Genomic DNA, 25,097 nt, shown 5'->3' with positions numbered 1-25,097 from the left:
AGGAAAAAGATTTTTGAAACCGATTTCAAAATTTCATAGAATAAAAGTTTCAAAAGACCACTGAGTCGGACTCAACTCCTTTTGAAACCGTTTTCAATTTGTTGACTCGATTATATATCAGCCCAAACTGCACCGCAACCATAACCGTACGACGGATTTTGACAAATTCCGACACAACCTTTAATGCATTACCACAGTGCCGGGTGTCAGACACCCTTTAGTGCATTAGCGTGACGCTGCGTGTCTGACACCCTTCATCCCTTTAGTGTGCTAACGCGCGTTTCTTTCGCTTGTATATGCGCGATCTTTTGATAGGATAATAGGTACCCAATACCTTCCAAGTCGTATAGATGGAAGCGAGAGGAGAATTCTCTTAATGAACACCTTACAAGATAGAATGGAACGTAGACTTCATCAAATAAACGCTTCTGCCTCGATCCTCATCACAGCAGGAGACTCGCCCCTCTTTTCCCGCGATGAAGACACATCCCTTCGTGCGGCAAGCGTCATTAAAGTTCCCATCATGATGGAAGCCTTTCGTCAGCATCAGGCGGGAACCCTCAATTTAGATAACGTCCAAAACATCCATCCCACTGAAACCGTTGGGGGTGCTGGAGTGATTCACTATTTATCCGGGAAACAAGACTATACTCTGCGGCAGCTGATCGAACTGATGATTATCGTATCGGATAACACCGCTGCAAACTTAGTATTAGAAGCAGTCGGTATGGAAAACGTGAATGCCCTATTGAAGCAGCTCGGCTGTGAGCATTCGGTGATCGAGCGTTTCTTTATGGATTCAGAAGCGATTGAAAACGGTTTAGAAAATTGGACAACAGCCAGAGATATGGTTACCTGTTTGCAGGCGATATATGAACACCATCCCCTTTTTATAAAAGAAGATCAAATGAAAATGAAAAAAGTCTTACAAAACCAGCAGTTCAAAGACCTGCTCGGTTCGTTTACTTCTTCTGAAGAGATTATGACCTATCATAAAACCGGTGAGCTCGAAGGTGCTGAACATGATGCGGGGATTTTTGAATATAGAGGTAAAACCATTTATGCGGCTGTTTTAACGGATGGTCTTAGTAGAAATCAGGAAGGCCGTGAGATGATTGCCTCTGTTGGGCAATGGATTGCGGAGGAGATCGCGAAGGATTAGGTGTCATCTTATATGAGGGAGGGGGGTTTTAGACGTCCTGGCCAGGAATTTAGACGTAGCGTCTGATATTTAGACGTTCTGACAAAGAATCTAGACGTCGTTTCTTTCTTTTTAGCCGTGGGCGCTCTTTTCTCGTCGTCCTATCTAGCTTTCTAGCCGTGGCGATCCGCTTACTCGTCATCCCCTCCTCTTTTCTAGACGTAACAAAACGTTTTCTCGACCTCGCGTATCTCTTTTTAGCCGCGCAAAGCCACTTTCTCGACCTCGCATCCCCCACCTTCATCCCAAAACCTAAAAAAAGCCCGGCTACTATAAAAGCAGCCAGGCCTTTCCCTTATTCATGCATCGATTTCATATCATAAACCTCTAAAGACTCAATCTTCACAGTTCCTCCGTAAGAATAGATCGACAGGCCATCGCTACCTTCAGTCGGGAAGATCTGATTGGTTAACACTTTCTGCCCATTATTTCCGAATACCTCTACAGAAGATTCATCGACATAAATGTGAAGCTTAATCGTATACCCATTCATCGCCTCCATCGGGGCGCGGTAGACGCCGCCGAATTCCGGGTGGAAATCGGTTTTACCGGAGTTGTTCCGGTCTGTGAAGAGGTAGTTATTCCGGTCGTCATAGCCGACGATCGTCTCTTCACCTTCACCTTCTGCCACTTTAAAGCCGAACTCATTCGCCTCATCGACTCGGAACGTGGCCACGATTTCATAGCTACTCTGATCAAACTCAGGCATCGCCATGGTTCCGTTAAGCGTTCGGTTCTCCATCTCCATCAATTTCTCACCGCGCAGGTTCTGTAATTCTTCGATAGGCTGCTGGGTGAGAAGCATTTCGCCTCTGTCGTTTGTCGTCAAACTCACTTCACGAGGAATACTCATCGCACCGCGCCACGGGGAGGTCGGGATATCAGCCGCATACTGCCAATTACTCATCCAGGCAATCCAAACGACACGGTCCATATTGTTAAAGGCTTGGGTGGCATAAAAGTCTTTCCCGTAATCGGTCCATTTCGTCTCGGTTTGATCGGGGTCCAGTTTAAATTCTTTTCCATCGAAATCACCGATAAAATACTGGCTTCCAGATCCACCAGCGATGCTTCCTGGGTTCATGTCCACCTGAAGCACCCATTTCTTATTGTCAGAATCACCATCGACTGCAAGTTCAAACAGTTCAGGCGTTTCCCAAACACCTCCGTGAGCCCCGTGTTCAGCACCAAACTCACTACTATAAGACCAATCCACAAGATTCTCCGATTCATAAAACATTACCTTGTCTCCCGCAACGAGAAGCATCACCCACTTCTCTGTTTCCTCATGCCACATTACGACGGGGTCGCGGAAGTCTTTTATCCCTGGATTCGGTACAACGGGATTCCCTTCCTCATACTTCGTCCACGTCTTCCCTTCGTCTGTACTATATGCCAGGCGCTGGTCCTGAACATCACCCGCATTTGTATAATAAGCAATCAGACCGCCCTCGTCCTCTGGGAAAAGACCGCTCGTATTATCATCATCAACGACGACACTTCCTGAGAAAATCATCCCGTTCTCATCTGGTGTCATGGCTACGTCGAGCTCTTTCCAATGGACAAGGTCCTCACTTACCGCATGGCCCCAGCTCATATGACCAAACTGGTCGCCTTTTGGATTGTGCTGATAGAACAGATGGTACTTTCCTTTATAGTACACCATTCCATTAGGATCGTTCATCCAATTCTCTGCTGGTGTGTAGTGAAATTGCGGGCGCCATGGCTCGTCATAAGAAGCATTCGTTGCCTTACTCGTTTCCTCGATCGTATCTGGTTCGTCTTTTTGCAGGACGTACCAGATGGAAACGGCCACGATTAGCACCAAAATAACCACACCGCTAATCAGCAATTGTTTCATTTTCGTCATGTCATTCACCTCTATAAAAGGAAGCTAGCCTACTAGACTAGCTCCCCTGTGTTTCTTTCTCTACTTGTACCAGTCGTGCTCATTCTTTAAGAACGGAAAAAGGTTATTTATTTTTCCCTTTTGCTTTCCCGTTATTTTTTGATTCGAATAACTGGCCTTGTTCAAGTGTGCCTTCAATCGAAGTCTCCATACCATCTACATCAAGCTGTAGCGTTGGAGCTAATGTTCCGCCAAAGTGGCTGAACTGATATTCTTCAGATTGAGCGCCAAGATCGCCAATCTCAAGACCGTTTAAGTTATCGAAGTTCGCGAAGCTTAATACGTTCATGTTCGGTATAACCATCCAAGAATACGCCTGGAATGGATCTTCTTCAGGGTTCGCGATCACAAGACCACTTTCGTTTAGAGGCTTATAGTCCCCTTTAAGAGAGTCTGCGTTGAAACCATAAAGACCGTCCTCACCAGCAAGTCCTGGACCGAATTTATGCTTATGCGTATTCGTGAACAGGTAGTACTCGCCATCTTCTACCACAATGTGCGGGCGCTCTAACTCCTGGTTCACACGCTCTGCTTCAAGAAGAGGTTCTTGTGCTTCAAACTCCGTATAGTCATCGTTCATCGCTTTTGCAATACCGATCGAACCGTTAAAAATGGTTGCGAATTCATTTGGCTTGTGATTTTCACGAGCACGCTCAAGTGGTGTACCTGGTGTGTTCGCTTCAAACAAGATGTACTCTTCGTTTGTTTGTGGATCTTGGAAGAACCATGGATCACGGAACGTGTACGCAATGTCGCCTGCTTCAGACTGCTCTTGTGTCTGGTACAGCTCACCTTCTGGCTCTAAAATTACTTGATGCTCTGACCAGTCTTTGAACGTTACACCATTTTGACCTGTCATCTTAGCAGAAGCTGTCGCTAAACGCTGCTCGTAAGAAAGGTTTTCTTCTCCCTTACGACCTGTTGCTGTGTAGAACATGTGAATCTCGTTGTTCTCAACCATCGCAGATCCTGCCCACTGACGAGAACCGAGCGCGTCGTCACCTTCAAATACTTCCCCAGCAAGCTCCCAATTCTGACCGTCTTTAGACGTGAAATAGCGAATTTCTGCAATGTCATGACGCTTCCCTGGTAGTACGTCTGATGGAGCCGTCAGAGAGAATAGAACGTATTGTCCTTTTACTTTTGCAATTGAACCGTCCTTGTTACGTAAAGGCCACGTATCCCATACATGGTAGTCTTCAGTCATCTGATCTAATTCTTTTACATCAAAATTCGGCGCTGTAGTCTCTTCTGTAAGTTTGTATTCTTCTAGAGCGTCAGCACTCCAAGCAGGTGTTGTGTCCTCTTCTGTTTCTGGATACTCAATTTCACCCTCATTAAGAACGCCTGTGATTTCAGAGTTCTCACCATCAAGGTTGATCTCAAGAGTCGGTGCGAACTGACCACCTTTAATCGCTTCTCCGTTATCCGTAAATTCGTTAATGAAGCTGATCACGTTCTCGTTCGGAAGGACCGCCCAAGAATAAGTCTGGAATGGATCACTTTCAGGGTTCGCTACTACAAGGCCGTTGTCGTTCATTGGTTTGTAGTCGCCGCGAAGGGAATCGTTCACGAAACCATACAATCCGTCAATCCCATCATCAAGACCTGGAGCAAACGTGAACTGGTGACTGATCGTAAATAAATGATAGTTTCCATCTTTCACGACAATATGCGGTCGCTCTAACTGTTGGTTCACACCGTCTGCTTCAAGTAGTGGCGGAAGAAGTTCGAAGTTATCTAAACTTTTATCCGTCGCTTTTGCAATCCCGATGTTTCCATTAAAGTCTTCAGACCCTTCAGGAACGTCATGTGTAGCACGGAACTCCTCATCTCCAATGTTACTTGGGTCTAATGATTTTTCGTACCCAGCTGTATTTCCTTCGAAAAGAATGTACTCTTCACCAGTAGCCGGGTCCTGGAAGAACCATGGGTCACGGAAAGAATAAATAATACTTCCTGTCTTCTGATCTTGCGTTTCGTAATATGTACCATCTGCTTCAGCCAGGATTTGGTGTTCTCCAGTGTTTTCTACTGAGAACTCCCCGTTGTCTTCAAACATGTAAAGCTCTGTTTTCGCTAATCGCTGTTCAAAGTGGTTCTGAGCTGTTTCGTTTTCCTTACGACCTGAAGCTGTGTAAAATAATGTGACTTTACCGGAATCGTCCATCATCGCAGAACCAGCCCACTGACGAGAACCGTATGCTTTCTCTGGGTCATACGCTACGCCGCCGACTTCCCAGTTCTCTCCATCTTCAGAGATGAAATAACGGATAACCGCGTGGTCGTGACGTCCACCCCACGTGTAATCCTTTGAAGCTGTTAGTGCGAATTGAACTTTGTAACCATTAATCTCTGCTAAAGATCCATCACGGTTTCGTAAAGGCCACGTGTCCCAGATCCATAAGTCCTCGGCAACTACTTTAAAGTCAGCGTCGATTTCTGGAGCTGTGTTCTCGCTCGTACGCTCAAAATTCTGCGCCATCTGACGCGTCCATTCTGCAGTGACCGTGTTTGATGTGGTTTCTGCTTTTACAGACTGCATAGGTGAAGTGGCAAATAAACTACTAATAAGGGCAGTTGTCAACGCCAGTCTTGTAAAAGTCGATTTCTTTTTACTCAAGATGAATCCCTCCGTTTTTTGGTTGTTTTTGCGGTGCGTCTTAACGGTATGCTACGAAAACCCCACTCGTCAAAGCTTTTTAAAAGAAGCAAGAAGCCTTACAAGAATTGGTTCTAATGGCTTAATCGACTGATAAGACCGTCAATGTAAACGGTACTAAAAATAAGCGCAACCGATTGCCCTTTTCAAGAAAAATAAATACAAATGGACTAGACTAACCTACCTTTCCAGTGAGCACCCTTACCTATCGTCAAAGGGTCCAAAAGGCGGTTTTCATTAGAAAATTTTTCTATGCGCTTACAAAAGGAAATCAATCCACTTAAATGGAGAATTTTAGGTTGTGGAAAGGATTCCATATAACCATATACCTACAAAATCACTGATCTTTATGCCCATAACCTCCTCAAAAGAGTAAGAATTGCCAAGATGTACATACTATAAAAAATCCTTTAAGGAGGTTTTTAGTCATGACAACCGAACAAGCTTCTCCTTATCTTTGTCCGAGTTGCAAAACAAACAAAACACGCTTCAATCTAATTGAACAGGTCGTAACCCCTGTGAAGAAGAATCCCCAAACGGGTGAAATCGTCGAAGAATACGAAGATCTCTCCAATCAGCCCATGCACATGCCTTACCGCGGAGCTCAGTACCGTGTACAATGTGCAGCCTGTGGTGTAATCGAGGAAGAAATATCGTTTATTAAACGAGCAGAATACAATAAAAGTTCGTAAATAAAGGAGAACCGAGGCATATACAAGCTTCAGGTTCTCCTTTTTCTCTTTATTTCCGAACTTTTAATGAGTAATGTCTTTGACAAACTTTAGAAAATGCGTTATATTACATATTGTACGAACGATAATGTTTAACCGAATTTTAATGTTCGGTTTTTGGGAGTGTATACAATGGAAAATGTATTTGATTATGAAGATGTTCAACTAATCCCGGCTAAATGTGTCGTAAACAGCCGCTCTGAATGTGATACAAAAGTAACGTTAGGCAACCATACATTTGAATTACCAGTCGTTCCTGCCAACATGCAGACGATCATAGATGAAACAATCGCAACCTTCTTAGCAGAAAAAGGGTACTTCTACGTGATGCACCGCTTCGAACCAGCTACGCGCCGTGCCTTCATCCAGGATATGAAAACACGCGGACTAATCTCTTCGATTAGTGTTGGCGTGAAGGAAGAAGAATACGGATTTATTGAGGAGCTTGCAGCTGAAGGCATTGTTCCCGATTACATCACAATCGACATTGCCCACGGCCATTCCAACGCCGTAATCCAAATGATCCAACATATCAAAAATCACCTTCCTTCCACATTCGTCATCGCAGGAAACGTCGGAACACCAGAAGCCGTACGCGAGTTAGAAAACGCAGGCGCTGACGCAACCAAGGTCGGCATCGGCCCGGGGAAAGTATGTATCACCAAAATCAAAACCGGCTTCGGCACAGGAGGCTGGCAGCTAGCGGCCCTTCGCTGGTGTGCAAAAGCCGCTTCAAAACCTATCATTGCTGACGGCGGCATCCGCACCCACGGAGACATCGCAAAATCCGTCCGCTTCGGAGCAACAATGGTTATGATCGGTTCCCTATTCGCCGGCCACGAAGAGTCCCCTGGCGAAACAGTCGAACGCGAAGGAAAGCTTTATAAAGAATACTTCGGCTCTGCCTCTGAGTTCCAAAAAGGCGAAAAGAAAAACGTCGAGGGCAAGAAAATGTTCGTTGAACACAAAGGCTCCCTTGAGGACACCCTTACCGAAATGCAACAAGACCTCCAATCCGCCATCTCCTACGCAGGCGGCACGGACCTTGATGCCATTAAGCACGTAGACTATGTTGTTGTGAAGAACTCGATCTTTAATGGAGATAAAGTCTATTAATCTTGTGAAAACGAGCCCTTTGGGGCTCGTTTTTTTGTTTGGGAGAGGTTATGTGCGTGGGTGGGGAGGGGCGGCTTTCTTCAGTGCGCACTCTCTTTCGACAGAACGGTTTGGTTTTCAACAATCTAATCTAGCTTTCTTCACTCCGCCGCCTGTTTGCACATTCCGATCCTACTTTAGACACTGCGGAGGCTCTTTCTTCACTGCTCGGTAATCTTTCTTCATTGCTCTATTTGCTTTCGACAGTGCGTTCTGGCTTTAGACAGTGGAGGGCGGCTTTCTTCAGTGCCATCCGCCTTTTAACACTCAACCCTCTCTTTCTACAGTCAAACCCTTCTATATACATTCCAAACCTCTTTTCTACACTGCACACCAACCTTTCTTCACTGCTCGGTAACCTTTCTTCATAGCTCTATCCGCTTTCTACACTGCGCTGCTCTTTTCGACAGAACGGTTTGGCTTTCAACAATGTAATCTATCTTTCTTCACTCCGCCGCCTGTTTGCACATTCCGATCTTACTTTAGACACTGCGGAGGCTCTTTCTTCACTGCTCGGTAATCTTTCTTCATTGCTCTATCCGCTTTAGACAGTGCGCTCTGGCTTTAGACAGTGGAGGGCGGCTTTCGGCAGTCCGACCCCGCTTTCTTCACTCAACCCTTTCTTTCTACAGTCAAACCCGTCTATCTACATTCCAAACCCTTTATCTACACTGCACACCAACCTTTCTTCACTGCTCACAAACCTTTCTACAGACCGACCTAGCTTTCAACAATGTAATCCATCTTTCTTCACTCCGCCGCCCGTTTCAACATTCCGATCCTGCTTTAGACACAGCAGAGGCTCTTTCTTTACTGCTCGGTAATCTTTCTTCATTGCTCTTCTCTCTTTCTTCAGTGCGCTCTGGCTTTAGACAGTGGAGGGTGGCTTTCTACAGACCGCACCTCCATTCAACACTGCAAACCCGCTTTCTACACTCCGCCGCACCGCGCTCCCCACCATCTCTACAACCAGACAAAAAAAGCGGAACCCCATAGGTTCCGCTTTTCATCATCATAATCATTACCCAGCCCAAACATCTTTTGCATAAATGCCTTTTTGCTGTAAACCATCTAACCACTCGGCTGCTTCTTCTCGTGTGGCAGATTGAATTTTTTCGTAGCTTTCCATTAATACTTCTTCGACGGCCGGGGCCATTTGGCTGCCGTCGCCGCATACGTACAAGCGGGCGCCTTTGTTTAATAGACCCATCACTTGTTCGGCATCTTCGCGCAGTAAGTCTTGCACATAAGTTTTCTCCGCGCCTTCTAAACGGGAGAAAGCCGTGTGCAGCTTGACGAGTCCGTTTTCCTGGAAGGATTCGAACTCTTCCTGGTAAAGGTAATCCTGTTCAGGATGGCGGCAGCCGAAGTAAAGATGGGCTTCGCCTAGTTCGTGGCCTGCTTCACGCAGTGCTTGACGCGCTTGCAAGAAGCCGCGATACGGAGCCACTCCTGTTCCTGGGCCAATCAGAATCATCGGCGTTTCGCTGGATTCAGGAAGCTGGAAGTTCGATTGAGGTGTGTTAATGAAACATGCGACCTCATCTCCAGGTTCTAAGGATGCAAGATAGTTACTCGCTACTCCTTTATACTCTCCGTCACCGCTCCAGGATGGTCCGCGAACGATACTGACTGTAATGCTTGGTTTTCCTTCTTGCACACTCGGTGAGCTCGAGATGGAATAATAGCGAGCTTTTAGTGGTGGCAATAGGGCAACGAAGCGATCAAATGGAAGCTCACATGCCATGTATTTCTCAAGCAGCTGAAGCATGGTTGTGCGTTTGCCTAGCACTTCCGTTTTGTAAACCTCATCTTGTAAAAGATCTTCAAGCTCTACTTTGTGAGGCGGGCAAGTTGTGTTTGCTGCGAGTTCACGAATTTGAGCTCGTGTTGCAGGTTCTTGAAGTTCTACATAATGGGTCATTAAATCTTTAATGCTCACCGGATGGTCAAGTGGAAGGTGAGCCGTTTTGCCGCTGCTTCCGCTTAACACCATAAAGCGTTCGCCGTCTAATGAGAAACGGCGCAGGACGCGGTCGACAAGGTCCTGGTTATTTTGTGGAATAATGCCTAAGTGATCTCCTTCTTTATAGGAAACACCTGATGGCAGTGTGATATCTAAATGACGGGTGCTTCGTTCACTTGTTTGCCCTTGCAGTTCAGCACTCTCAGCAACACGCGCTGTGAAGGCTTTATGATCCTTCGCAAGGGGTGTACTTGTTACACCGTCTACAAATTCAACCGTCAGCGCATTAGCGGTTTGTCCAGTATCTCCCTCAAGGTTCAGGTCGAACGTTTCAGCGAGTTTACTCCAGAGTCCTTCTTCCCATGTTTCATATTGGCCTTCAAAGTCGTCGCTCGCGTCGCCTTCTCCACGTTCAGCAAAAGGAGTGGCACCTTTTTTCGCCATTTCTTCGTCAATCCACTTCGGAACGCTTTGATAGGTATTGGCCCAGTTGCGGTCGCCGCAGCCGAATACAGAATACTGAACGCCTGTTAACTCATTCTCACCTGCTGCATCAAGCCAAGCCACAAATTCGTGAGCATTATCAGGTGGATTTCCGTTATAGGATGCGGAGACAATGACAACCGCTCCCTCAAGCGGCATCAGGCCTGCATACTCATCAAGGGAAGCAATGTGCGCACTGAACCCTTTTGCCTCGCCAATCTCAGCAAGTTCACGGGCTACGCCTTTAGCTGTTCCGAGGTTTGAACCATATAAAAGAAGTAGAGGCGTGCCGTGTTTAGGAACGGATGCTTCTTTTTTGCTTTCTTTTTGGTCCTCCTCTTTCTTAGGAGCCGTCATTTGAAAAGCCATCTGAGCGCGACGGGGCTTCACTTGCATCGTGAGGCCTTCTGGTTTTAGCGTTAGTGTTTCTTTTACATCTAATTGGTAGTTTGTGTGATCAATAAACTTGAAGTTTTGCAACAGCATGCCTAACACAAGCGTTGCTTCGTGCATCGCAAATTGCTGGCCGATACACGCACGCTGTCCATTGCCGAATGGTTTAAAGGCGTGCTGTGGGATGGATTTCATATCTTCAAAACGCTCTGGCTTGAACGCTTCGACATCGTCTCCCCATACGGATTTATCACGGTGTAATTGCGGCAGCAAGACCATAACCGTTTCGCCTTGCTCGATCGGAATATCTCCTCCGATGACGGTATCTTCTTTTGCATGAAGACCAAAGGCAGGCGCTGTTGGCCATAGGCGCAAGGCTTCATTTAAGATCATGCGCACGTATTTTAGCTGTTTCGTTTGTTTATAAGTAGGGACGCCGCTGTCGCCTAGCACTTCGTCCACTTCCGCGTAGGCTTTCTCTAACACCTCTGGATTCTTCATCAGATAATGTAGCGCAAACGAAAGCAGGCCACTTGTTGTTTCGTGTCCGGCGATTAAGAACGTGATGATCTGGAAGCGAATGTTTTCATCACTTAATTTCTCACCTGTTTCAGGATCATGACCTTTTAGCATATGAGAAAGAAGGTCATCTTCCCCCTGGTCTCCCTGGTCTTTACGGTCTTGAATGAGCTGGTCCACAAGAGTGAACATGCCTTGTATGTCTTGCTGGAACTGACGTTTCTTCTTCAGCATTAATTTATCTTGCAGGCCAAGACGCTGCAGCTGACTCATCGCTTCATCTAGTCCACGAACCATATTCTGAACAAACGGGTGCAGTTCTTCGCGGTAGAAACTATTAAAACGATAGTTAAAGCCGCATAGCCCGATCGTATCAAGCGTGAGACGTGTCATATCGTCGGTTACGTGAATGCTTTCCTGGTCGTTCAGACGGGACCATTTCTGCACAAGCTGAACAGCGATATCGGCCATTTTGTCATGGTACCCTTTCATCGCCTGCTGGCTGAAGCTTGGGAGTAGGATGTTGTGGGCTTTCTTCCAGTTTGGCTCTGACGTTTCACTTGTGAATAATCCGTCCCCGCCAAAAGCTTTTACATTTTGTAAAGCAGGCCCTACCGTTTTATCAAAACGTGACTCATCGCTTACTTCTTTAATGAGTTCATGGTTTGAAATAATCGTACTAAGTCGACCCGGAAACTGAAATTGAAAAATCGGGCCGTATTCATCGGCTAATTTCATTAAGGATTGCATCATTTTATCTTTATCAATTAGAGGTAGACTCCCGAGCGGACCATACGTCTTCGGGGATGGAATCTGTCTAGCATTTGCCATACTCGATCATTCCTTTTTGTATAATGTAATAGGAAACGCGGCGGAAGAGATGTATGGGGGCTTGTTGTTCTGACCGGAATGAATATTCATTCCGCTTATACCATAATGCAATATAGAGCTTTTAGTGAGCTCTAACTGCATCCCAGCAACTTTCTTCATAGTCTCGTAACAACTGTGGGGTTTCATCCACCGCACCTTCTCTTACAAGTTGATGAAGTTGAATAAAGGCACCGAAAACAATCGCAATCAGCGCATTTGCTGGCATCTTTCGGATCTCTCCAGTCTTTTTCCCGGCTTCAAAATAGTCACGAGTAAAGTCCAGCAGCTCTTGATATAAAGCCACACTTTCTTCGTCTAATACACGAGGACGATTGTGGGTCTTAATAAAGTAAAGAGCATGCTCGTTATCGAGTGTGAAACGAACCATACTGTTAAATATATGGCTGAACTGTTGTCTACATGTACCCTCATTCGGGTAACCGGTTCGCAATGTTTCAAGGAACAGGGTTACATATTCCCTGAATAACTGGTTCATTAACGTTTCTTTGTTAACAAAATAACGGTAAATCGTTCCCGCTCCTACGTTTGCTTTTGAGGCAATCATAGGAATGGTCGTTGCATCATAGCCACGCTCGGCAAAAAGCATAAGCCCCGCTTCTAAAATATCTTTTCGTTTATTCGTCGCTGTTTCCATCAAGGTACCCTCCATTACATCCGGAGCGGAATGAACATTCATTCCCCTCTATGCTAAGTATAAAAATAGTGAGGTTTCATCGTCAATTTATTGTGGGGCAACAGGCTATAAAATCCACCTATAGCACTAGTAAACCCGGGACTAATAGCCCCGGGTTTTTCCTAATTAGTTGGTTTCTGCTACTTCTTTCATTTGTTCAAGGTGGCGAAGCTCATGCCAACCGATAAACTCAGCCCACTGATCCAGTGACATTTCACCGAATACGGGATGTGGGAACGAATAGCTTTGAAGCGTTTCTTCGTCTTTGTTATGAAGAAGGAACAACGTCGCTTCTCTAGAGCGCTTCAAACCTTCAAGAGCATCCTGAATCGATTTGAAGTCTCCCTTTGGCTTTAAGCCTTCTGGGGCATCGACCTTGTGTGAACGATCAGGTGTATGATGAATCGGTTTCTTTGACGTCTCTACACGCTCCCCACCACGGATGGTTTTATCGATCTTCTGGATGATAAACCCTTCCATTAAATAAAGGTGCTCCGCGACTTCGAGTACAGACCATGTATCTTCATCTGGTTTCTTAGAAGCTTGTTCATCTGATAGGCTATTTAAATAATCCAACACTTGCTGACGTTTCTCTTCTAAACCGTACATCCAATCATCCTTTCCTCTTTTCCCTCTCACTGTACCACATACCCATCCCTCAATCACGCAAAAACCCACCCACTATCTCGAACTTAAGACAATCCCACCTAAATGTGTATGAATTACCAAACAATGTAGAAGCTAGTAAGAAAAGCGCAGGCGGCCCGTTTATCCCCGTCAAGCTTAAGACAAACCTCGAAGTGGCGACTTTGCCACGTAGAGGGTTGACTTAAGCTCAAGGGGATGGCCGCCGGAGCTAGATCAAGAAAAGCGCAAGCGCCCCGGGAGATTCGACACGCATAAGACAGAACACGGCGTGGCGGTCTTTGCCACAGAGTGGTCTGACTTATGTCGCGAGAATCTGGGCGCTGGAGCTAGACATGAAAAGCGCAAGCGGCCGTTTATCCCCGTCAAGCTTAAGACAAACCTCGAAGTGGCGACTTTGCCACGTAGAGGGTTGACTTAAGCTCAAGGGGATGGCCGCCGGAGCTAGATCAAGAAAAGCGCAAGCGCCTTGGGAGATTCCACACGCACTTCAACAGACTAAAGCGTGTCTGACACCCTTTAACCTTTTAAAGCACCACATGGTGTCTGACACGCTTCTATACTTTACTACAGGAAAGTGATTGATACGTCGGCTTTTTATGAGGGATGGTTATGAAAAAGTTATTTCGTTTATTTACGAAAAAAGAGAATAGTCAGCAGACGGAAGAAGAGTATCCAACACCGATCGATCCTGATCTTCCTAAGAACCTCACGTTTATTAAGCATTCCTTAGGAGAGAGTACGGACATTGTGATACGTAAGTTCAAGATCGGAGAAAAGCGTACCGTGAAAATAGCGGTCGTGTATACAGATGGTCTTGTGAATGAACATACAGTCCATGAATCACTCCTTGAAACGTTGATGTCTGATATTCGTCAAACGAGATTAAGCCAGCAAGCTTCAGAGAAAGGCATGTATTACACCATACGGGATCATGTCTTAACTGCTGGAGAGATGGATGAGCTTGATACGTTAGACGATATACTCCTTCACGTCCTTTCAGGGGATACGGTGATTTTCTTAGAAGGTGAAACGAAAGCTCTTTGTGTTAGTACTCGTGGCTGGCAAGACCGAGGCGTGGAAGAGCCGAGTACTCAAGCCGTTGTTCGAGGGCCTAAAGACGGTTTTACAGAAACCTTAAGAACAAACACAGCTCTACTCCGACGTAAAATTAAAGACCCTAACCTTTGGATTTCCACACAATCCATTGGTAAGAAGACGAAAACCGATGTAGCCGTCGCTTATATGAACGGCATAGCGAACGATAAAGTCGTAAAAGAGGTCCATAAACGCTTAAACCAGATCGACATTGACTCCATTTTAGATAGCGGATATATAGAAGAACTGATACAAGATGAAACGTATACACCGTTTCCCACGGTTTATAACTCGGAACGGCCTGACAGTATCGCTGCCGGATTGTTAGAAGGACGCATCGCGATTATCGTGGACGGTTCACCTTTTGTCTTACTGGTCCCTGCCCTCTTTATGCAGTTCTTCCAGTCACCAGAAGACTATTACCAGCGATCAGACTTCTCGACACTCGTCCGTATGATCCGCTTCTTGTCGTTCTTTCTTGCTTTGCTCACTCCTTCTGTATACGTCGCACTCACGACCTATCATCAGGAAATGATTCCTACGTCTCTCTTAATCAACTTATCTTCACAGCGAGAAGGCGTTCCATTCCCTGCGTTAGTCGAGGCTCTTATTATGGAAGTAACGTTCGAGATCCTACGTGAGGCTGGGGTCAGACTCCCTAAAGCAGTTGGTTCTGCGATCTCAATTGTCGGGGCCCTTGTTTTAGGGCAGGCGGCTGTAGAAGCCGGTCTTGTCTCAAGCGCGATGATTATCGTTGTGAGTCTGACCGCGATTTCAAGTTTCGTATCGCCAAGCTTTAATTTCGCGATCTCAATCCGCATGCTGCGCTTTCTATTTATGTTCTTAGCGGCAACCTTTGGATTATTCGGCATTTTACTAGGACTGATTGCACTCGCTTTACACCTGGCAAGTCTACGTTCTTTTGGTGTTCCGTATTTAAGTCCAATCGCACCTTATATCACAAGCGACCAAAAGGACACGATACTCAGATTCCCGCGCTGGGGGCTACTGTCACGCCAGCGTTTAATTAACCAAAAGAATATAAATCGAGAAAACATGCACAAGCCAAGTCCTACATCACGACCACCAAAAAAGGGTGATTCATCATGAAGAAACGACTTCTTTTATGCATTACGCTACTCTTTTTACTCACGAGTTTAACGGGGTGCTGGAGTAAACGCGAACTGGACGAACTCGCCATTGCGACCGGCTTGGGTCTTGATAAAACAGAAAATGGCTACAAGTTCACAGTCCAAATCATTAACCCAGCTGAAGTAGCGGCTAAGACCATTTCCACACGAACCGCTGTGACCACCTATACGAGCGAAGGACGCTCCATGTTTGAAGCTTTGAGGGGCTTAACAGACAAAGCTCCCCGGAAAGTGTATTTATCTCATATCAGGAAAGTTGTCTTCGGGGAGGAGCTGGCCCGCTCAGGGATTAGCGAAACCCTTGATTTCCTTACCAGGGACCACGAGCTTCGGACAGATTTTCACATGGCTGTGGCAAAAGGAATGGAAGCTCATGACCTGCTCACAATCTTAACCCCAATGGAGAAAATCCCAGCAAGTAAAATGTATTTTTCCATGCAAACATCTAGGGATTACTGGGCCCCTTCGATCGTTGTTAAAATTCAGCAACTCATTACACAGATCCTCAGCGATGGACAAGAACCCGTGTTAAGCGGAGTGTACAACGTAGGAGACTTAGAAAAAGGAAGCAGGCTTGAAAATGTAGAAGACGTGGGCGCTCCAACAGATGTACGCGTCGACTCCGTTGGTGTTTTCAAAGGGGATCGATTAATTGGGTGGATGGATCAGGCTCAGAGTAAAGGCTTTAACTATATACAAGGCAATGTGAGGAATACCGCTGAATATTTCACATGCAAAGATGATGGAAGCATTACGTTAGAGGTCATGAAAGCCAAAAGCGACAAAACAGTGTCGATTCAAAACGGCGAACCTCACTTTAATGTGAAGGTAATGGTGGAAGGGAATATTGCAGATGTTGAATGCGAAGTGGACCTGATGAAAGTAGATGCCATTAAAGAACTAGAGCAAAGCTTTAGCAAACAGCTCACCATTCTACTTAACGAAACCGTTAAAGATGTTCAAGAGGATTACCAGAGTGATATCTTCGGTTTTGGTGATCTACTCCACCGAAAAGACCCTGCCTATTGGAAAACTGTCAAACAAGAATGGGACAGCACTTTTCCTGAGGTCGATATTTCGGTAGATGCCACTGTTGAAATTAACCGAACCGGAACCATCTCAAACCCTTATAAACTGGATAAGGAGAAATAGACTATGTGGTTTCTACTCTATCTGCTAATTCTCATCATTAGCTGGGTCCAGATCAAATCCTTGTTACGTGATTCGTCGAAGAAAAAAGATCTATTTTTATATGTCACTTTAATAGGCATCAGTTTATCTATATTGATCTTGTCCCAGGTCGGGATATCCATACCTAGTCCACTTGAGGGGATCTCCATCGTCTATGATCCCGTCCATCGATTTTTCAAGTGATGATCTTAATTGTTCAGAAAGGAGAGAGGGCATATGGATGGCAGAGAAAAAATCAACGTCAGGCAATTTTTGCTGTTCTTATTCTTGTTCGTCATCGGAACATCCATCTTACTCTCTCCTTCTAATCTGGCTAGCACAGCGAAAGAAGATGCCTGGATTAGTGTAGGGGTAGCCATGGCTATCGGAACGGGGGTTATCCTATTCTACCTCTTAATCAGCATATGGTATCCTGAGCATAACATGGTGGATTTGAATAAGGTATTGTTCGGGAAGTGGGTCGGAACCCTCTTTTCTCTTTTGTTTATGTTATATGCCCTCATTACTGCAGCAACGGTATTATGGACAATCGGTCATTTTATGGTCACCCAAATGCTCCACGAAACGCCTCAGCCGTTTATCCATTTTCTATTCATGTTTGTCGTCATCTACGCCGTCTATCTTGGTATTGAAACGCTCGCGAGAACAGGAGAACTCTTCTTCCCGTGGGTGCTCATCTTGTTGCTCGTCATTTTTGTGTTCAGCATCCCTAGCATTAACCTGGATTATGTAGAACCTTTGTTAAGCAGCGGGGCGAGTCCAATCGTGAAAAGCGCTTGGTTCGACCTTACTGTTTCGACCTTCCCTCTTATTGTTTTATTTATGGTCTATCCTAAGCTCGTCCAAGATAAGAAACACATGGCCAGAAAAGTCATTATAGCTTACCTCCTTGGTATGTTAATGATTATGACTGCGACGTTTATTACCACCTCCGTGCTCGGAGTGGAATATACGGCCCACCATATCTATCCGACTTATGTACTCGCGAAAACGTTAAATGTAGAAGGGTTAATTCAGAGGGTGGAAGTTATCATTGCGATCTCCTGGATCTTAACGATATTTTTCAAGCTATCCTTATATTTTTACGCGGCTGTCACTGCTTTTTCTCAGATTTTCGGGGCTAAAAATTACCGCTCCCTCACGTTTCCTTTTGGCCTTTTAGTCATCGCTTTATCTCTCATCGTATATCCTAGCAGCATTTATGCGGCAGAATGGAACCAGACGACATGGTTGTATTACTCCACGACGTTTGGAGTTCTCTATCCGATTCTTATCACTATCACAACACTCGTGAAGAAAGTGTTCAAACGTTCTCTGAAAGGGGCTTCCCGATGAAAGAGTCCATTACTCGTTATCAGTTCATTTCCCTTATCATCCTCTTCGAATTTGGGAGCTCGATTATTGTAGGATTAGGATTTGAAGCAAAGCAAAACGCATGGCTCTTTATCTTGTTAAGTATGGCAGGTGGACTCATCCTTTATGGACTATTCACTCGATTCGTGTCCTTTTATCCGGACACCCCATTCCCCCAAGTCATACAAATACTCGCTGGTCCGGTCATCGGCTACATTTTGGTCTGGGGGTATATTCTCTATTTCTTATACATCTCAGCACGCGTCTTACGGGACTTTACCATATTAATTTCCCAGACGATCTTACACGAGACGCCTCTCTTCGCTGTTTCATTGTTGTTTATGATTGTAGTGGGCTTCGCCTGTTATCTTGGCATAGAGGTGATTGCCAGATCAGGAGAGCTTTTTCTCCCTTACGTATTGTTAATGGGAGGACTATTCCTCATGTTTGTCTTTATCATGGATCTGCCGAAAATCGAACGACTTGAGCCGTTTTTCAATATAGGGGTGAAAGAGTTACTCTCTCTCGTTTTCCCACGCGGGGTGTCGTTCCCGTTCGGAGAACTGATTGTGTTTGCCGTGATCTTCCCTCACTTGGAGCATCCCTTAAATAGCTTCCGATATGGCGTTATCGGTATTCTCATAAGCGGGATCATTTTACTGATTATAAGTGTGACGATTCTTATGGTTCTTGGCCCGACCATTGCGATGAATTCAACGGTCCCGCTTCTTGACACCATCTCCCTAGTAAATATCCAGGGAATCATTCAACGCATGGACCCGATCGTCATCATCATTATGGTGGTCACCGGCTTCTTTAAAATTACGATTTTCTTCTACGGTGGAGTGACAATGCTTCAGTATTTATTCAAGCTCCCAAGGAGAAAAAGCAAGGGGTTAATCGGATTTATAGGCCTCCTTGTCATGACCGTGTCGATGTTAATTAGTGAAAATATCGCCGAACATTTGAAAGAAGGATTAGAGATCGTTCCTCTTTATGTCCACGTCCCTATGCAAATGATCGTTCCAAGCTTGTTGCTACTCCTTCTCTTTATTCGTAAAAGAAAGATCCAAAAAAAATAGGGGGAAAGGCACGATTTACTATCTCAACAGTAAACCGTTCCTTTCCCCCTATTCCCTGACCTTTACACAACCTTCTTAAGAAGGCGACCGATCATTCTTGGAATGAACGTTACGATGGCTACAATCTTGTCGATTAATTTGTGTAACATGTGAACTCCTCCTTTGGTTTGTTAGTTGTTCTTTTCACCCATCGTGGTGCTATTAAACACTTCAGGAGGAATATGAGTCATAGGTTACACGTTTTGGGTATTCCCCAGGAAATATTTCTACAACGATAGACACGTTTCGATTCATAAAATGGGAGAATGTTTCCGTTTGCGTTAGCTTAAACAAAAAAAGGAGTCACCCCATATCGAGATAACTCCTTTTATCAACCATTCTTCTTCAGTTCAAATTCTTTCTGAACCTCTTGCAAGGATTCTTCGTTCGTTAGTAATTCAAGGCCAGTTAAGGCAAGTGCTTTTGATCCACGAAGAAGGGCTAAGTCGCCACGTTTTGAAATGGCTGCTTCTCTGAATGCGTCGGTGTGGGGGACGAGGTCAGAGGAGCCGATTTTGATATAGGGGTGGATGGTTGGTACGACTTGGCTGATGTTTCCTGCATCGGTTGAACCGATCCCCTCGCGGCCTTCTTCGATATAGTTCTCTCCAAGGGCTATGATGTGCTCTTTGAAGATTTCATCAAATCGAGTATTCAAAACGAGGTTATCGACGCCGTTTTGAATGGGTGTGACTTTTACAGAAGCTCCGGTTGTTAAGGCTGCTCCTTCTGCGATGCGTTTTACTTTTGCTGTCACTTCGTTACACGCCTCGCGGGTAGCGGCTCTTACAAAGAAGCGTGCTCTTGCGTAGTCAGGAACAATGTTTGGAGCGACGCCTCCATCTAGAATGACACCGTGAAGACGTACGTCATCTGTGACGTGTTGGCGAATGGCGTTGACTCCGTTAAAGAGCTGAATGACACCATCTAGCGCATTTATCCCGTACTCTGGCTTCGCTGCGGCATGGGCTGATTGACCATAGAATTCAAAATCTAGCGGATCAACAGCCAAGGAGTCAGATGTTCCGTTCGTCTGATTGGATGGATGAACCATCATGCACGCATCAAGGTCCTGAACAAGACCGTGTCTGACAAATGTCCCTTTCGCACTTCCATTCGGTCCCCCTTCTTCAGCCGGGGTTCCGAGGACGACCACCTCTCCTCCAGTCTGGTCGAGAACTTTACTAAGGGAGATCGCAGCAAGTGTGCTCGTTGTTCCAATAATATTGTGCCCACAAGCATGCCCAAGTCCAGGTAAAGCATCGTATTCTGCGAGAAAGCCAATTTTCGGTCCTTTCGCGCTCCCTTTTTTCCGAGCGATAAAAGCTGTCTCATGTTCCGGGATGCCTCTTGTAACCTCGAATCCTTCTCCTTCTAACAGCTTACACAACGTTTCACTGGCAAAATATTCTTCATTCCCGATCTCTGGATTCTGATGGATGCGGTGACTCACATCTAAGTAGACTTCCTCGCGGTCATCCACATAGCCCGTCACGACTCCTTCAAGCGTTTTCTCTACTGTACTCATGCCGTTCACTCCTTTTACTGGCGATTACCAGCCAATTTTCTCTAATGATACGAACGTCGGGATTAAAGAATCGTTATACGTTTCACGAATGTGTTCAGCTGTTTCTTCTGTTTGATAGATCTCTACAATTTTTTGATACGCTTCTTTATCTGCTTCATCAGCTCGTGCTGCAATAATATTAATATAAGGGGTCGCTGTGTCTCCTTCAATAAATACCGCATCCTCAACAGGGACAAATCCTGCTTCAACAGCTACACCGTTGTTAATCACACTTGCAGCTACATCTGGTAACACGCGAGGTGTCTGCGCAGCTACAACTGGAGTTAATTCTAAATTCTTTGGATTCTCTTCGACTTTCTCTAATGATCCGTTCCCATCAAAGTCTTCCGGAAGTCCAATCAAGCCAGCTTTCTCAAGAAGAAGTAGTGCCCGGCCCATGTTCGTTGCTTCTTTAGGTAACGCAATCGCGCTTCCTTCTGGGATGTTACTTAGGTCTTCATACTTTTCTGAGTAAACGCCCATTGGTGCAATAAGCGTCGTTCCAATCGGCTCAAGATCGAGGTCGTGTTCTTCAATGAACGCATCGAAATAGGAAACCGTCTGGAATGCGTTTAAATCAATATCTCCATCGGCAAGGGCAAGGTTCGGTCGAACGTAATCGGCAAACTCGACAAGCTCAATATCAATCCCTTCTTCTGCTGCACGTTCTTTAATCGGATCCCACAAAGGTACTCCAGAACCACTGACTCCAATTTTAACGGTTTTGGTCTCCCCTTCTGCTTCCGTACTGCCGCACCCTGCAAGGGCCGCTCCTAATGTTGTTAATACTGCGATGAATACAATCCACTTTTTCATATGTAATTTCCTCCTTTTATCGTCTACGAACTGCTTTTGATACGTAATTTCCTAATGTTTGAACGGTTTGAACAATGATGACCAACAGGATCACCGTTATGATCATGACGTTTGTCTCAAAGCGCTGGTACCCATAGGCAATCGCTAAATCTCCAAGACCACCGCCTCCTACAAAACCTGCCATCGCCGATGCTCCGACAAGGCCGATTGTTGCGATCGTGATGTTTAACACGAGAGAGCTTAATGCTTCTGGCAAAAATACGCGTAGAATGATTTGCCAGGGTGTGGCTCCCATCGATTCTGCTGCTTCTACAACCCCTGGATTCACTTCTAGCAAACTACTCTCAACGAGCCTTGCAATATAAGGCGCTGAGAAGAATACAAGGGGCACCACGGCTGCCGCTGTCCCAATTGAAGTACCGACAATAAATCGAGTGATCGGTAGAATAGCAACAAGCAAGATAATGAACGGAATTGAACGGAAGAAGTTCACCACGCCGTTTAATACAGTAAATAGAGGGCCATTCTCTAGCAGTCCATTCTTCCTCGTTACAACGAGAGAAATCCCAAGGGGTAATCCAATTACGACCGCAAACAGTAAAGCGATGCCTACCATAACGACAGTCTCTTGTGTTGCCTCTAAAATCTTTGGCCAAAATGTAGCTAATTCAACTTGCATTTCTTGTCACCTCTTTCAATGTAACGGATTGCCCGATTGTATGAAGGGCCTTAAAAATTTCTTTCTCTCCTCCAATAAATTCGACAATCAGACTTCCAAATGGTTCACCTTGCAATTCAGTTATTTGCCCGTATAACACATTCACTTCAACATTGTGCTGAGCCGCAGCTCTATAGAGAATGGGCTCAGATGCTTTTTCCCGTAAGAACGTAATCCGGTACACATGGCGGGTACTGTCTAGAGCCTCTAGAATCGAATCCGGAATCTTATCGTTCATCACCGAACTCACAAAGTTCTTTGTCGTCTGATGCTTGGGACTAGAGAAAATATCAAAGACCGATCCTTCTTCGATCACCTTTCCTCCCTCCATTACAGCAACCCGGTCACAGATCTCACGAATGACTCCCATCTCATGGGTAATCATTAAAATCGTAATCTTATACTGATCGCGAATTTCCTTTAACAAATCAAGAATCGCATCCGTCGTCTGAGGATCAAGCGCCGAAGTCGCCTCATCACACAAGAGGACTTCAGGAGACCGGACAAGGGCGCGCGCAATACCTACACGCTGTTTCTGACCGCCGGAGAGTTCATCTGGATATTTCCCTGCTTGATCAGCTAAGCCAACAAAATCGAGAAGCTCTTTCACTTTAGCTTCCACATGTTTCCCTTTTTGTCCGTCAAGAAGTAAGGGGAAAGCAACGTTTTGATAGACGGTTTTCGATTCTAGCAAATTAAAATGTTGAAAGATCATGCCAATACGCCGCCTGACTTTCCTTAGTTTTGCCTTTGGCAACTTGGTCAGGTCCTCCCCGTCTAACTTCACCTCTCCAGATGTAGGGCGCTCAATGAGATTGACGCAACGAAGGAGTGTACTTTTCCCCGCCCCGCTAAATCCAATTACGCCGTAAATAGCTCCCTTATCAATTGATAGGTCCACTCCATCGACTGCTCGAATGATTTGTTCATCCTTATGGTACACTTTCTCAATATTGTGTAACTCGATCATGCTGCCTGCCTCCTTTAATACTGATAAAACAGATATGATAACTTGGTTTTATAGCTAAATCCGGTCCATTTCACTCCCTTATGGACAATAAAAAATCCCCTCTTCTTAAAAAAATAAGAAGAGGGGATTTACGTATATGTAGATCCGTCTCTTCTCATCTTTCAAGCGTATGCTTGAAGGAATTGGCACGGTGCCCTGTTAATCAGGATCCGTTGCCGAGGTTTCAAAGGGCCATTCCCTCCACCTCTCTGGATAAGAAGATTGTATGCATATGTGTTTTTCGTTAATCCATATGTTACAAGTGTATCATAAAAATGTCAAAGGATTTTTCAAACTTTTTAGTTAAAAATTTTAATAATCGTTAAGTGAGCTATGAAACGACTGCGACTCTGACAATTACGGATTTCTTTTCACAGGTTATCCCCAGATAAACATTAAATAGCCATTAAAGGCTGCTAATGCAACACTTAGTACAAGGGTTAAAATCGGAATGATTCTCCCCTTTCCGTTTTCTTGTAAGACACCTGCAACCCCGACGATCAGACCGATAATCGCTGTGTAGCGTGTAAGATGTGAGAAGGTGACAATCGTTAGAAGTCCTTCTATGGAGCCGACAATTAAAAGCGCGAGTAATTGCCCGACGAAGATCGCTAACATAAATAAGGCCAATTTCCCAGATAATGCTTTTGGCATGGTTCTTCTCTCCTTTTTTTAATTATGTAAAGGGAATACCCTTCTCTTGAAGAAGCTATGCCACAAAATTGCATATTGTTAAAAAAAGGTTCTAAAAGACTCTCAGTACACAGGACCCTTTTCAACTATCAAGAGTCCACTGTCTTGCCTTCAAGTATGATAATCGATACAATATGAATTATGAAAATACCTTATCATCCACCAATTGAAAGCGTAACGTTTACAAAAGTTTTGCAGGCCCTGAGTGAACCGAACCGAGCTAAGATTATCCGGTGTCTTCGGGACACGCATGAGAATAACTGTACCCATTACACGCTTCAACTTCAATTACCGAAATCAACCGTATCTCATCATATAAAAGTATTACGAGAAGCCGGGCTTATCCAGGCCAGAATTGTAGGAAAGGAGCATTTTTACTCCATACGGACAGAAGAAATTGAAGGAAAGTTCCCTGGATTACTCGACGCGATCGGAAAAGTAAATGAAGAAGATTTATAGCGTGTTCGGAGAACCACCATTTTTTGGTGGTTCTTTTTTTGTTTGCATTCCACTTAATAGGGTGCTATAGTTTAAAACAGTTCGATGGTTTTCGAACAATAAAACTATATGATAAAGGATGTTTAAGATGAACAATATTCTAGTTATAAATGGACACGAACCATACCCAATTGCTGAGGGACGTTTGAATAAGACGCTTTATGATGAAATTGTAACCAAGCTCTCTTCAAAATATGAAGTCAAAACAACAGTTGTAAGTGAAGGCTACGATGTAAAAGAAGAACAAGAAAAATTCAAATGGGCTGATACCATCGTTGTTCAAACACCGATGTACTGGTTCAGCCTTCCTGGTGCAACAAAGACTTATATGGATTCAGTTTATGAACCAGGTATTTTCTTCGGCGGTGGAGGTAAGTACGGAGAAGGTGGCCTGATGACCGGAAGAAAGTACATGTTCTCTACAACATGGAACGCTCCAAAAGATGCGTTCAGTAAAGACGAAGAATTCTTTAAAGGCCAAGATCTCGAAGGAGCAATTGATCATCTTCATAACATGCAGAAATACGTCGGTATGGAACCACTGAAGAGCTTTGGCGCATTTGATGTAATCAAAAACCCTGATATCGATACGTATATGACAGAACTTCGTCAGCATCTTGCTGAAGTGTTTAATGTATAATAACGGATACACAA

General features: G+C 44.9%; 19 protein-coding genes and 1 riboswitch. Of the genes, 9 read left to right on the top strand and 10 right to left on the bottom strand.

Features of this window, described 5'->3' with window-relative positions; all coding sequences use genetic code 11:
* The first annotated feature begins 376 nt into the window (after positions 1–376).
* Entirely contained in the window at positions 377–1,162 is a 786-nt protein-coding gene (locus QNI29_RS07155; RefSeq protein WP_284526934.1) for a serine hydrolase, read from the top strand.
* Between the two features lie 334 nt (positions 1,163–1,496).
* Here the strand turns inward: QNI29_RS07155 and QNI29_RS07150 are convergent, their stop codons facing one another.
* Together QNI29_RS07150 and QNI29_RS07145 are read right to left on the bottom strand one after the other, a co-directional pair.
* Positions 1,497–3,071: a glycoside hydrolase family 32 protein gene (locus QNI29_RS07150; protein WP_231415696.1), complete on the bottom strand. Its 1,575-nt coding sequence runs from the start codon at positions 3,069–3,071 to the stop codon at positions 1,497–1,499.
* A gap of 103 nt (positions 3,072–3,174) precedes the next feature.
* Positions 3,175–5,733 carry a glycoside hydrolase family 68 protein gene (locus QNI29_RS07145; RefSeq protein WP_231415695.1) on the bottom strand — a complete coding sequence of 853 codons (2,559 nt, stop codon included), beginning with the start codon at positions 5,731–5,733 and terminating at the stop codon, positions 3,175–3,177.
* 467 nt (positions 5,734–6,200) lie between these two features.
* Here QNI29_RS07145 and QNI29_RS07140 point away from each other — a divergent pair, with 467 nt between their 5' ends.
* Positions 6,201–6,464: a DNA alkylation repair protein gene (locus QNI29_RS07140; protein WP_231415694.1), complete on the top strand. Its 264-nt coding sequence runs from the start codon at positions 6,201–6,203 to the stop codon at positions 6,462–6,464.
* A gap of 171 nt (positions 6,465–6,635) precedes the next feature.
* Positions 6,636–7,619 (top strand): GMP reductase, encoded by a 984-nt coding sequence (gene guaC, locus QNI29_RS07135; RefSeq protein ID WP_231415693.1) that lies wholly within the window; start codon positions 6,636–6,638, stop codon positions 7,617–7,619.
* Positions 7,620–8,679: 1,060 nt separating this feature from the next.
* On the opposite strand, the gene QNI29_RS07130 is transcribed toward guaC, so the two are convergent.
* The 3 genes from QNI29_RS07130 to QNI29_RS07120 form a co-directional block, all read right to left on the bottom strand.
* A complete protein-coding gene (locus tag QNI29_RS07130) occupies positions 8,680–11,850 on the bottom strand; it encodes a bifunctional cytochrome P450/NADPH--P450 reductase (protein ID WP_231415692.1) in 3,171 nt (1,056 codons plus the stop codon).
* Between the two features lie 121 nt (positions 11,851–11,971).
* On the bottom strand, positions 11,972–12,544 hold the full coding sequence (locus tag QNI29_RS07125) for a TetR/AcrR family transcriptional regulator (protein ID WP_231415691.1): 573 nt from the start codon (positions 12,542–12,544) through the stop codon (positions 11,972–11,974).
* A gap of 165 nt (positions 12,545–12,709) precedes the next feature.
* Complete coding sequence (locus QNI29_RS07120) at positions 12,710–13,249, bottom strand: DinB family protein (RefSeq protein WP_231415690.1); 540 nt, start codon at positions 13,247–13,249, stop codon at positions 12,710–12,712.
* A 591-nt stretch (positions 13,250–13,840) separates the two neighbouring features.
* On the opposite strand from QNI29_RS07120, the gene QNI29_RS07115 reads away from it, so the two are divergent.
* The 4 genes from QNI29_RS07115 (at position 13,841) to QNI29_RS07100 (ending at position 19,103) form a co-directional block, all read left to right on the top strand.
* Complete coding sequence (locus tag QNI29_RS07115) at positions 13,841–15,436, top strand: spore germination protein (protein WP_231415689.1); 1,596 nt, start codon at positions 13,841–13,843, stop codon at positions 15,434–15,436.
* Positions 15,433–16,629, top strand: coding sequence for a Ger(x)C family spore germination protein (locus tag QNI29_RS07110; RefSeq protein ID WP_231415688.1), 1,197 nt, complete (start codon positions 15,433–15,435; stop codon positions 16,627–16,629). Before QNI29_RS07115 ends, QNI29_RS07110 begins: the two co-directional genes overlap by 4 nt.
* Before the next feature lie 255 nt (positions 16,630–16,884).
* On the top strand, positions 16,885–18,003 hold the full coding sequence (locus tag QNI29_RS07105; RefSeq protein WP_231415687.1) for a GerAB/ArcD/ProY family transporter: 1,119 nt from the start codon (positions 16,885–16,887) through the stop codon (positions 18,001–18,003).
* Positions 17,895–19,103, top strand: a complete 1,209-nt coding sequence (locus QNI29_RS07100) for a GerAB/ArcD/ProY family transporter (RefSeq protein WP_354665940.1) — start codon at positions 17,895–17,897, stop codon at positions 19,101–19,103. Before QNI29_RS07105 ends, QNI29_RS07100 begins: the two co-directional genes overlap by 109 nt.
* Positions 19,104–19,473: 370 nt before the next feature.
* On the opposite strand, the gene QNI29_RS07095 is transcribed toward QNI29_RS07100, so the two are convergent.
* From QNI29_RS07095 to QNI29_RS07075, 5 genes are all read right to left on the bottom strand, one after another.
* A complete protein-coding gene (locus QNI29_RS07095) occupies positions 19,474–20,670 on the bottom strand; it encodes a M20 family metallopeptidase (protein ID WP_231415685.1) in 1,197 nt (398 codons plus the stop codon).
* 24 nt (positions 20,671–20,694) lie between these two features.
* On the bottom strand, positions 20,695–21,525 hold the full coding sequence (locus tag QNI29_RS07090) for a MetQ/NlpA family ABC transporter substrate-binding protein (RefSeq protein ID WP_231415684.1): 831 nt from the start codon (positions 21,523–21,525) through the stop codon (positions 20,695–20,697).
* Between the two features lie 16 nt (positions 21,526–21,541).
* Entirely contained in the window at positions 21,542–22,204 is a 663-nt protein-coding gene (locus tag QNI29_RS07085) for a methionine ABC transporter permease (RefSeq protein ID WP_231415683.1), read from the bottom strand.
* On the bottom strand, positions 22,194–23,213 hold the full coding sequence (locus QNI29_RS07080; RefSeq protein WP_231415682.1) for a methionine ABC transporter ATP-binding protein: 1,020 nt from the start codon (positions 23,211–23,213) through the stop codon (positions 22,194–22,196). The genes QNI29_RS07085 and QNI29_RS07080 overlap by 11 nt, the downstream gene beginning before the upstream one ends.
* Positions 23,214–23,364: 151 nt before the next feature.
* Positions 23,365–23,472: riboswitch (SAM riboswitch) on the bottom strand.
* Positions 23,473–23,630: 158 nt separating this feature from the next.
* The gene (locus QNI29_RS07075) at positions 23,631–23,906 is read right to left on the bottom strand and encodes a hypothetical protein (protein ID WP_231415681.1); all 276 of its coding nucleotides are present in this window, start codon (positions 23,904–23,906) and stop codon (positions 23,631–23,633) included.
* A gap of 180 nt (positions 23,907–24,086) precedes the next feature.
* On the opposite strand from QNI29_RS07075, the gene QNI29_RS07070 reads away from it, so the two are divergent.
* Complete coding sequence (locus tag QNI29_RS07070; protein ID WP_231415680.1) at positions 24,087–24,404, top strand: ArsR/SmtB family transcription factor; 318 nt, start codon at positions 24,087–24,089, stop codon at positions 24,402–24,404.
* Positions 24,405–24,531: 127 nt separating this feature from the next.
* A complete protein-coding gene (locus QNI29_RS07065; protein ID WP_231415679.1) occupies positions 24,532–25,083 on the top strand; it encodes an NAD(P)H-dependent oxidoreductase in 552 nt (183 codons plus the stop codon).
* Positions 25,084–25,097 lie beyond the last annotated feature (14 nt).

The sequence above is a fragment of the Pontibacillus chungwhensis genome (assembly GCF_030166655.1).
Taxonomy (GTDB): Bacteria; Bacillota; Bacilli; order Bacillales; family BH030062; genus Pontibacillus.
Note: the sequence above shows the minus strand (reverse complement) of the source record. Positions and strands in the feature narration are given on the sequence as shown.

What these genes read in the sequence shown, in the direction of transcription:
- QNI29_RS07065 (WP_231415679.1), top strand. Translation starts at nt 24,532, where the DNA reads ATGAACAATATTCTAGTTATAAATGGACACGAACCATACCCAATTGCT.
- QNI29_RS07090 (WP_231415684.1), bottom strand. Translation starts at nt 21,525, where the DNA reads ATGAAAAAGTGGATTGTATTCATCGCAGTATTAACAACATTAGGAGCG.
- QNI29_RS07075 (WP_231415681.1), bottom strand. Translation starts at nt 23,906, where the DNA reads ATGCCAAAAGCATTATCTGGGAAATTGGCCTTATTTATGTTAGCGATC.
- QNI29_RS07130 (WP_231415692.1), bottom strand. Translation starts at nt 11,850, where the DNA reads ATGGCAAATGCTAGACAGATTCCATCCCCGAAGACGTATGGTCCGCTC.
- QNI29_RS07080 (WP_231415682.1), bottom strand. Translation starts at nt 23,213, where the DNA reads ATGATCGAGTTACACAATATTGAGAAAGTGTACCATAAGGATGAACAA.
- QNI29_RS07150 (WP_231415696.1), bottom strand. Translation starts at nt 3,071, where the DNA reads ATGACGAAAATGAAACAATTGCTGATTAGCGGTGTGGTTATTTTGGTG.
- QNI29_RS07155 (WP_284526934.1), top strand. Translation starts at nt 377, where the DNA reads ATGAACACCTTACAAGATAGAATGGAACGTAGACTTCATCAAATAAAC.
- QNI29_RS07105 (WP_231415687.1), top strand. Translation starts at nt 16,885, where the DNA reads ATGGATGGCAGAGAAAAAATCAACGTCAGGCAATTTTTGCTGTTCTTA.
- guaC (WP_231415693.1), top strand. Translation starts at nt 6,636, where the DNA reads ATGGAAAATGTATTTGATTATGAAGATGTTCAACTAATCCCGGCTAAA.
- QNI29_RS07110 (WP_231415688.1), top strand. Translation starts at nt 15,433, where the DNA reads ATGAAGAAACGACTTCTTTTATGCATTACGCTACTCTTTTTACTCACG.
- QNI29_RS07115 (WP_231415689.1), top strand. Translation starts at nt 13,841, where the DNA reads ATGAAAAAGTTATTTCGTTTATTTACGAAAAAAGAGAATAGTCAGCAG.
- QNI29_RS07140 (WP_231415694.1), top strand. Translation starts at nt 6,201, where the DNA reads ATGACAACCGAACAAGCTTCTCCTTATCTTTGTCCGAGTTGCAAAACA.
- QNI29_RS07070 (WP_231415680.1), top strand. Translation starts at nt 24,087, where the DNA reads ATGAAAATACCTTATCATCCACCAATTGAAAGCGTAACGTTTACAAAA.
- QNI29_RS07100 (WP_354665940.1), top strand. Translation starts at nt 17,895, where the DNA reads ATGGTTGTATTACTCCACGACGTTTGGAGTTCTCTATCCGATTCTTAT.
- QNI29_RS07085 (WP_231415683.1), bottom strand. Translation starts at nt 22,204, where the DNA reads ATGCAAGTTGAATTAGCTACATTTTGGCCAAAGATTTTAGAGGCAACA.
- QNI29_RS07095 (WP_231415685.1), bottom strand. Translation starts at nt 20,670, where the DNA reads ATGAGTACAGTAGAGAAAACGCTTGAAGGAGTCGTGACGGGCTATGTG.
- QNI29_RS07125 (WP_231415691.1), bottom strand. Translation starts at nt 12,544, where the DNA reads ATGGAAACAGCGACGAATAAACGAAAAGATATTTTAGAAGCGGGGCTT.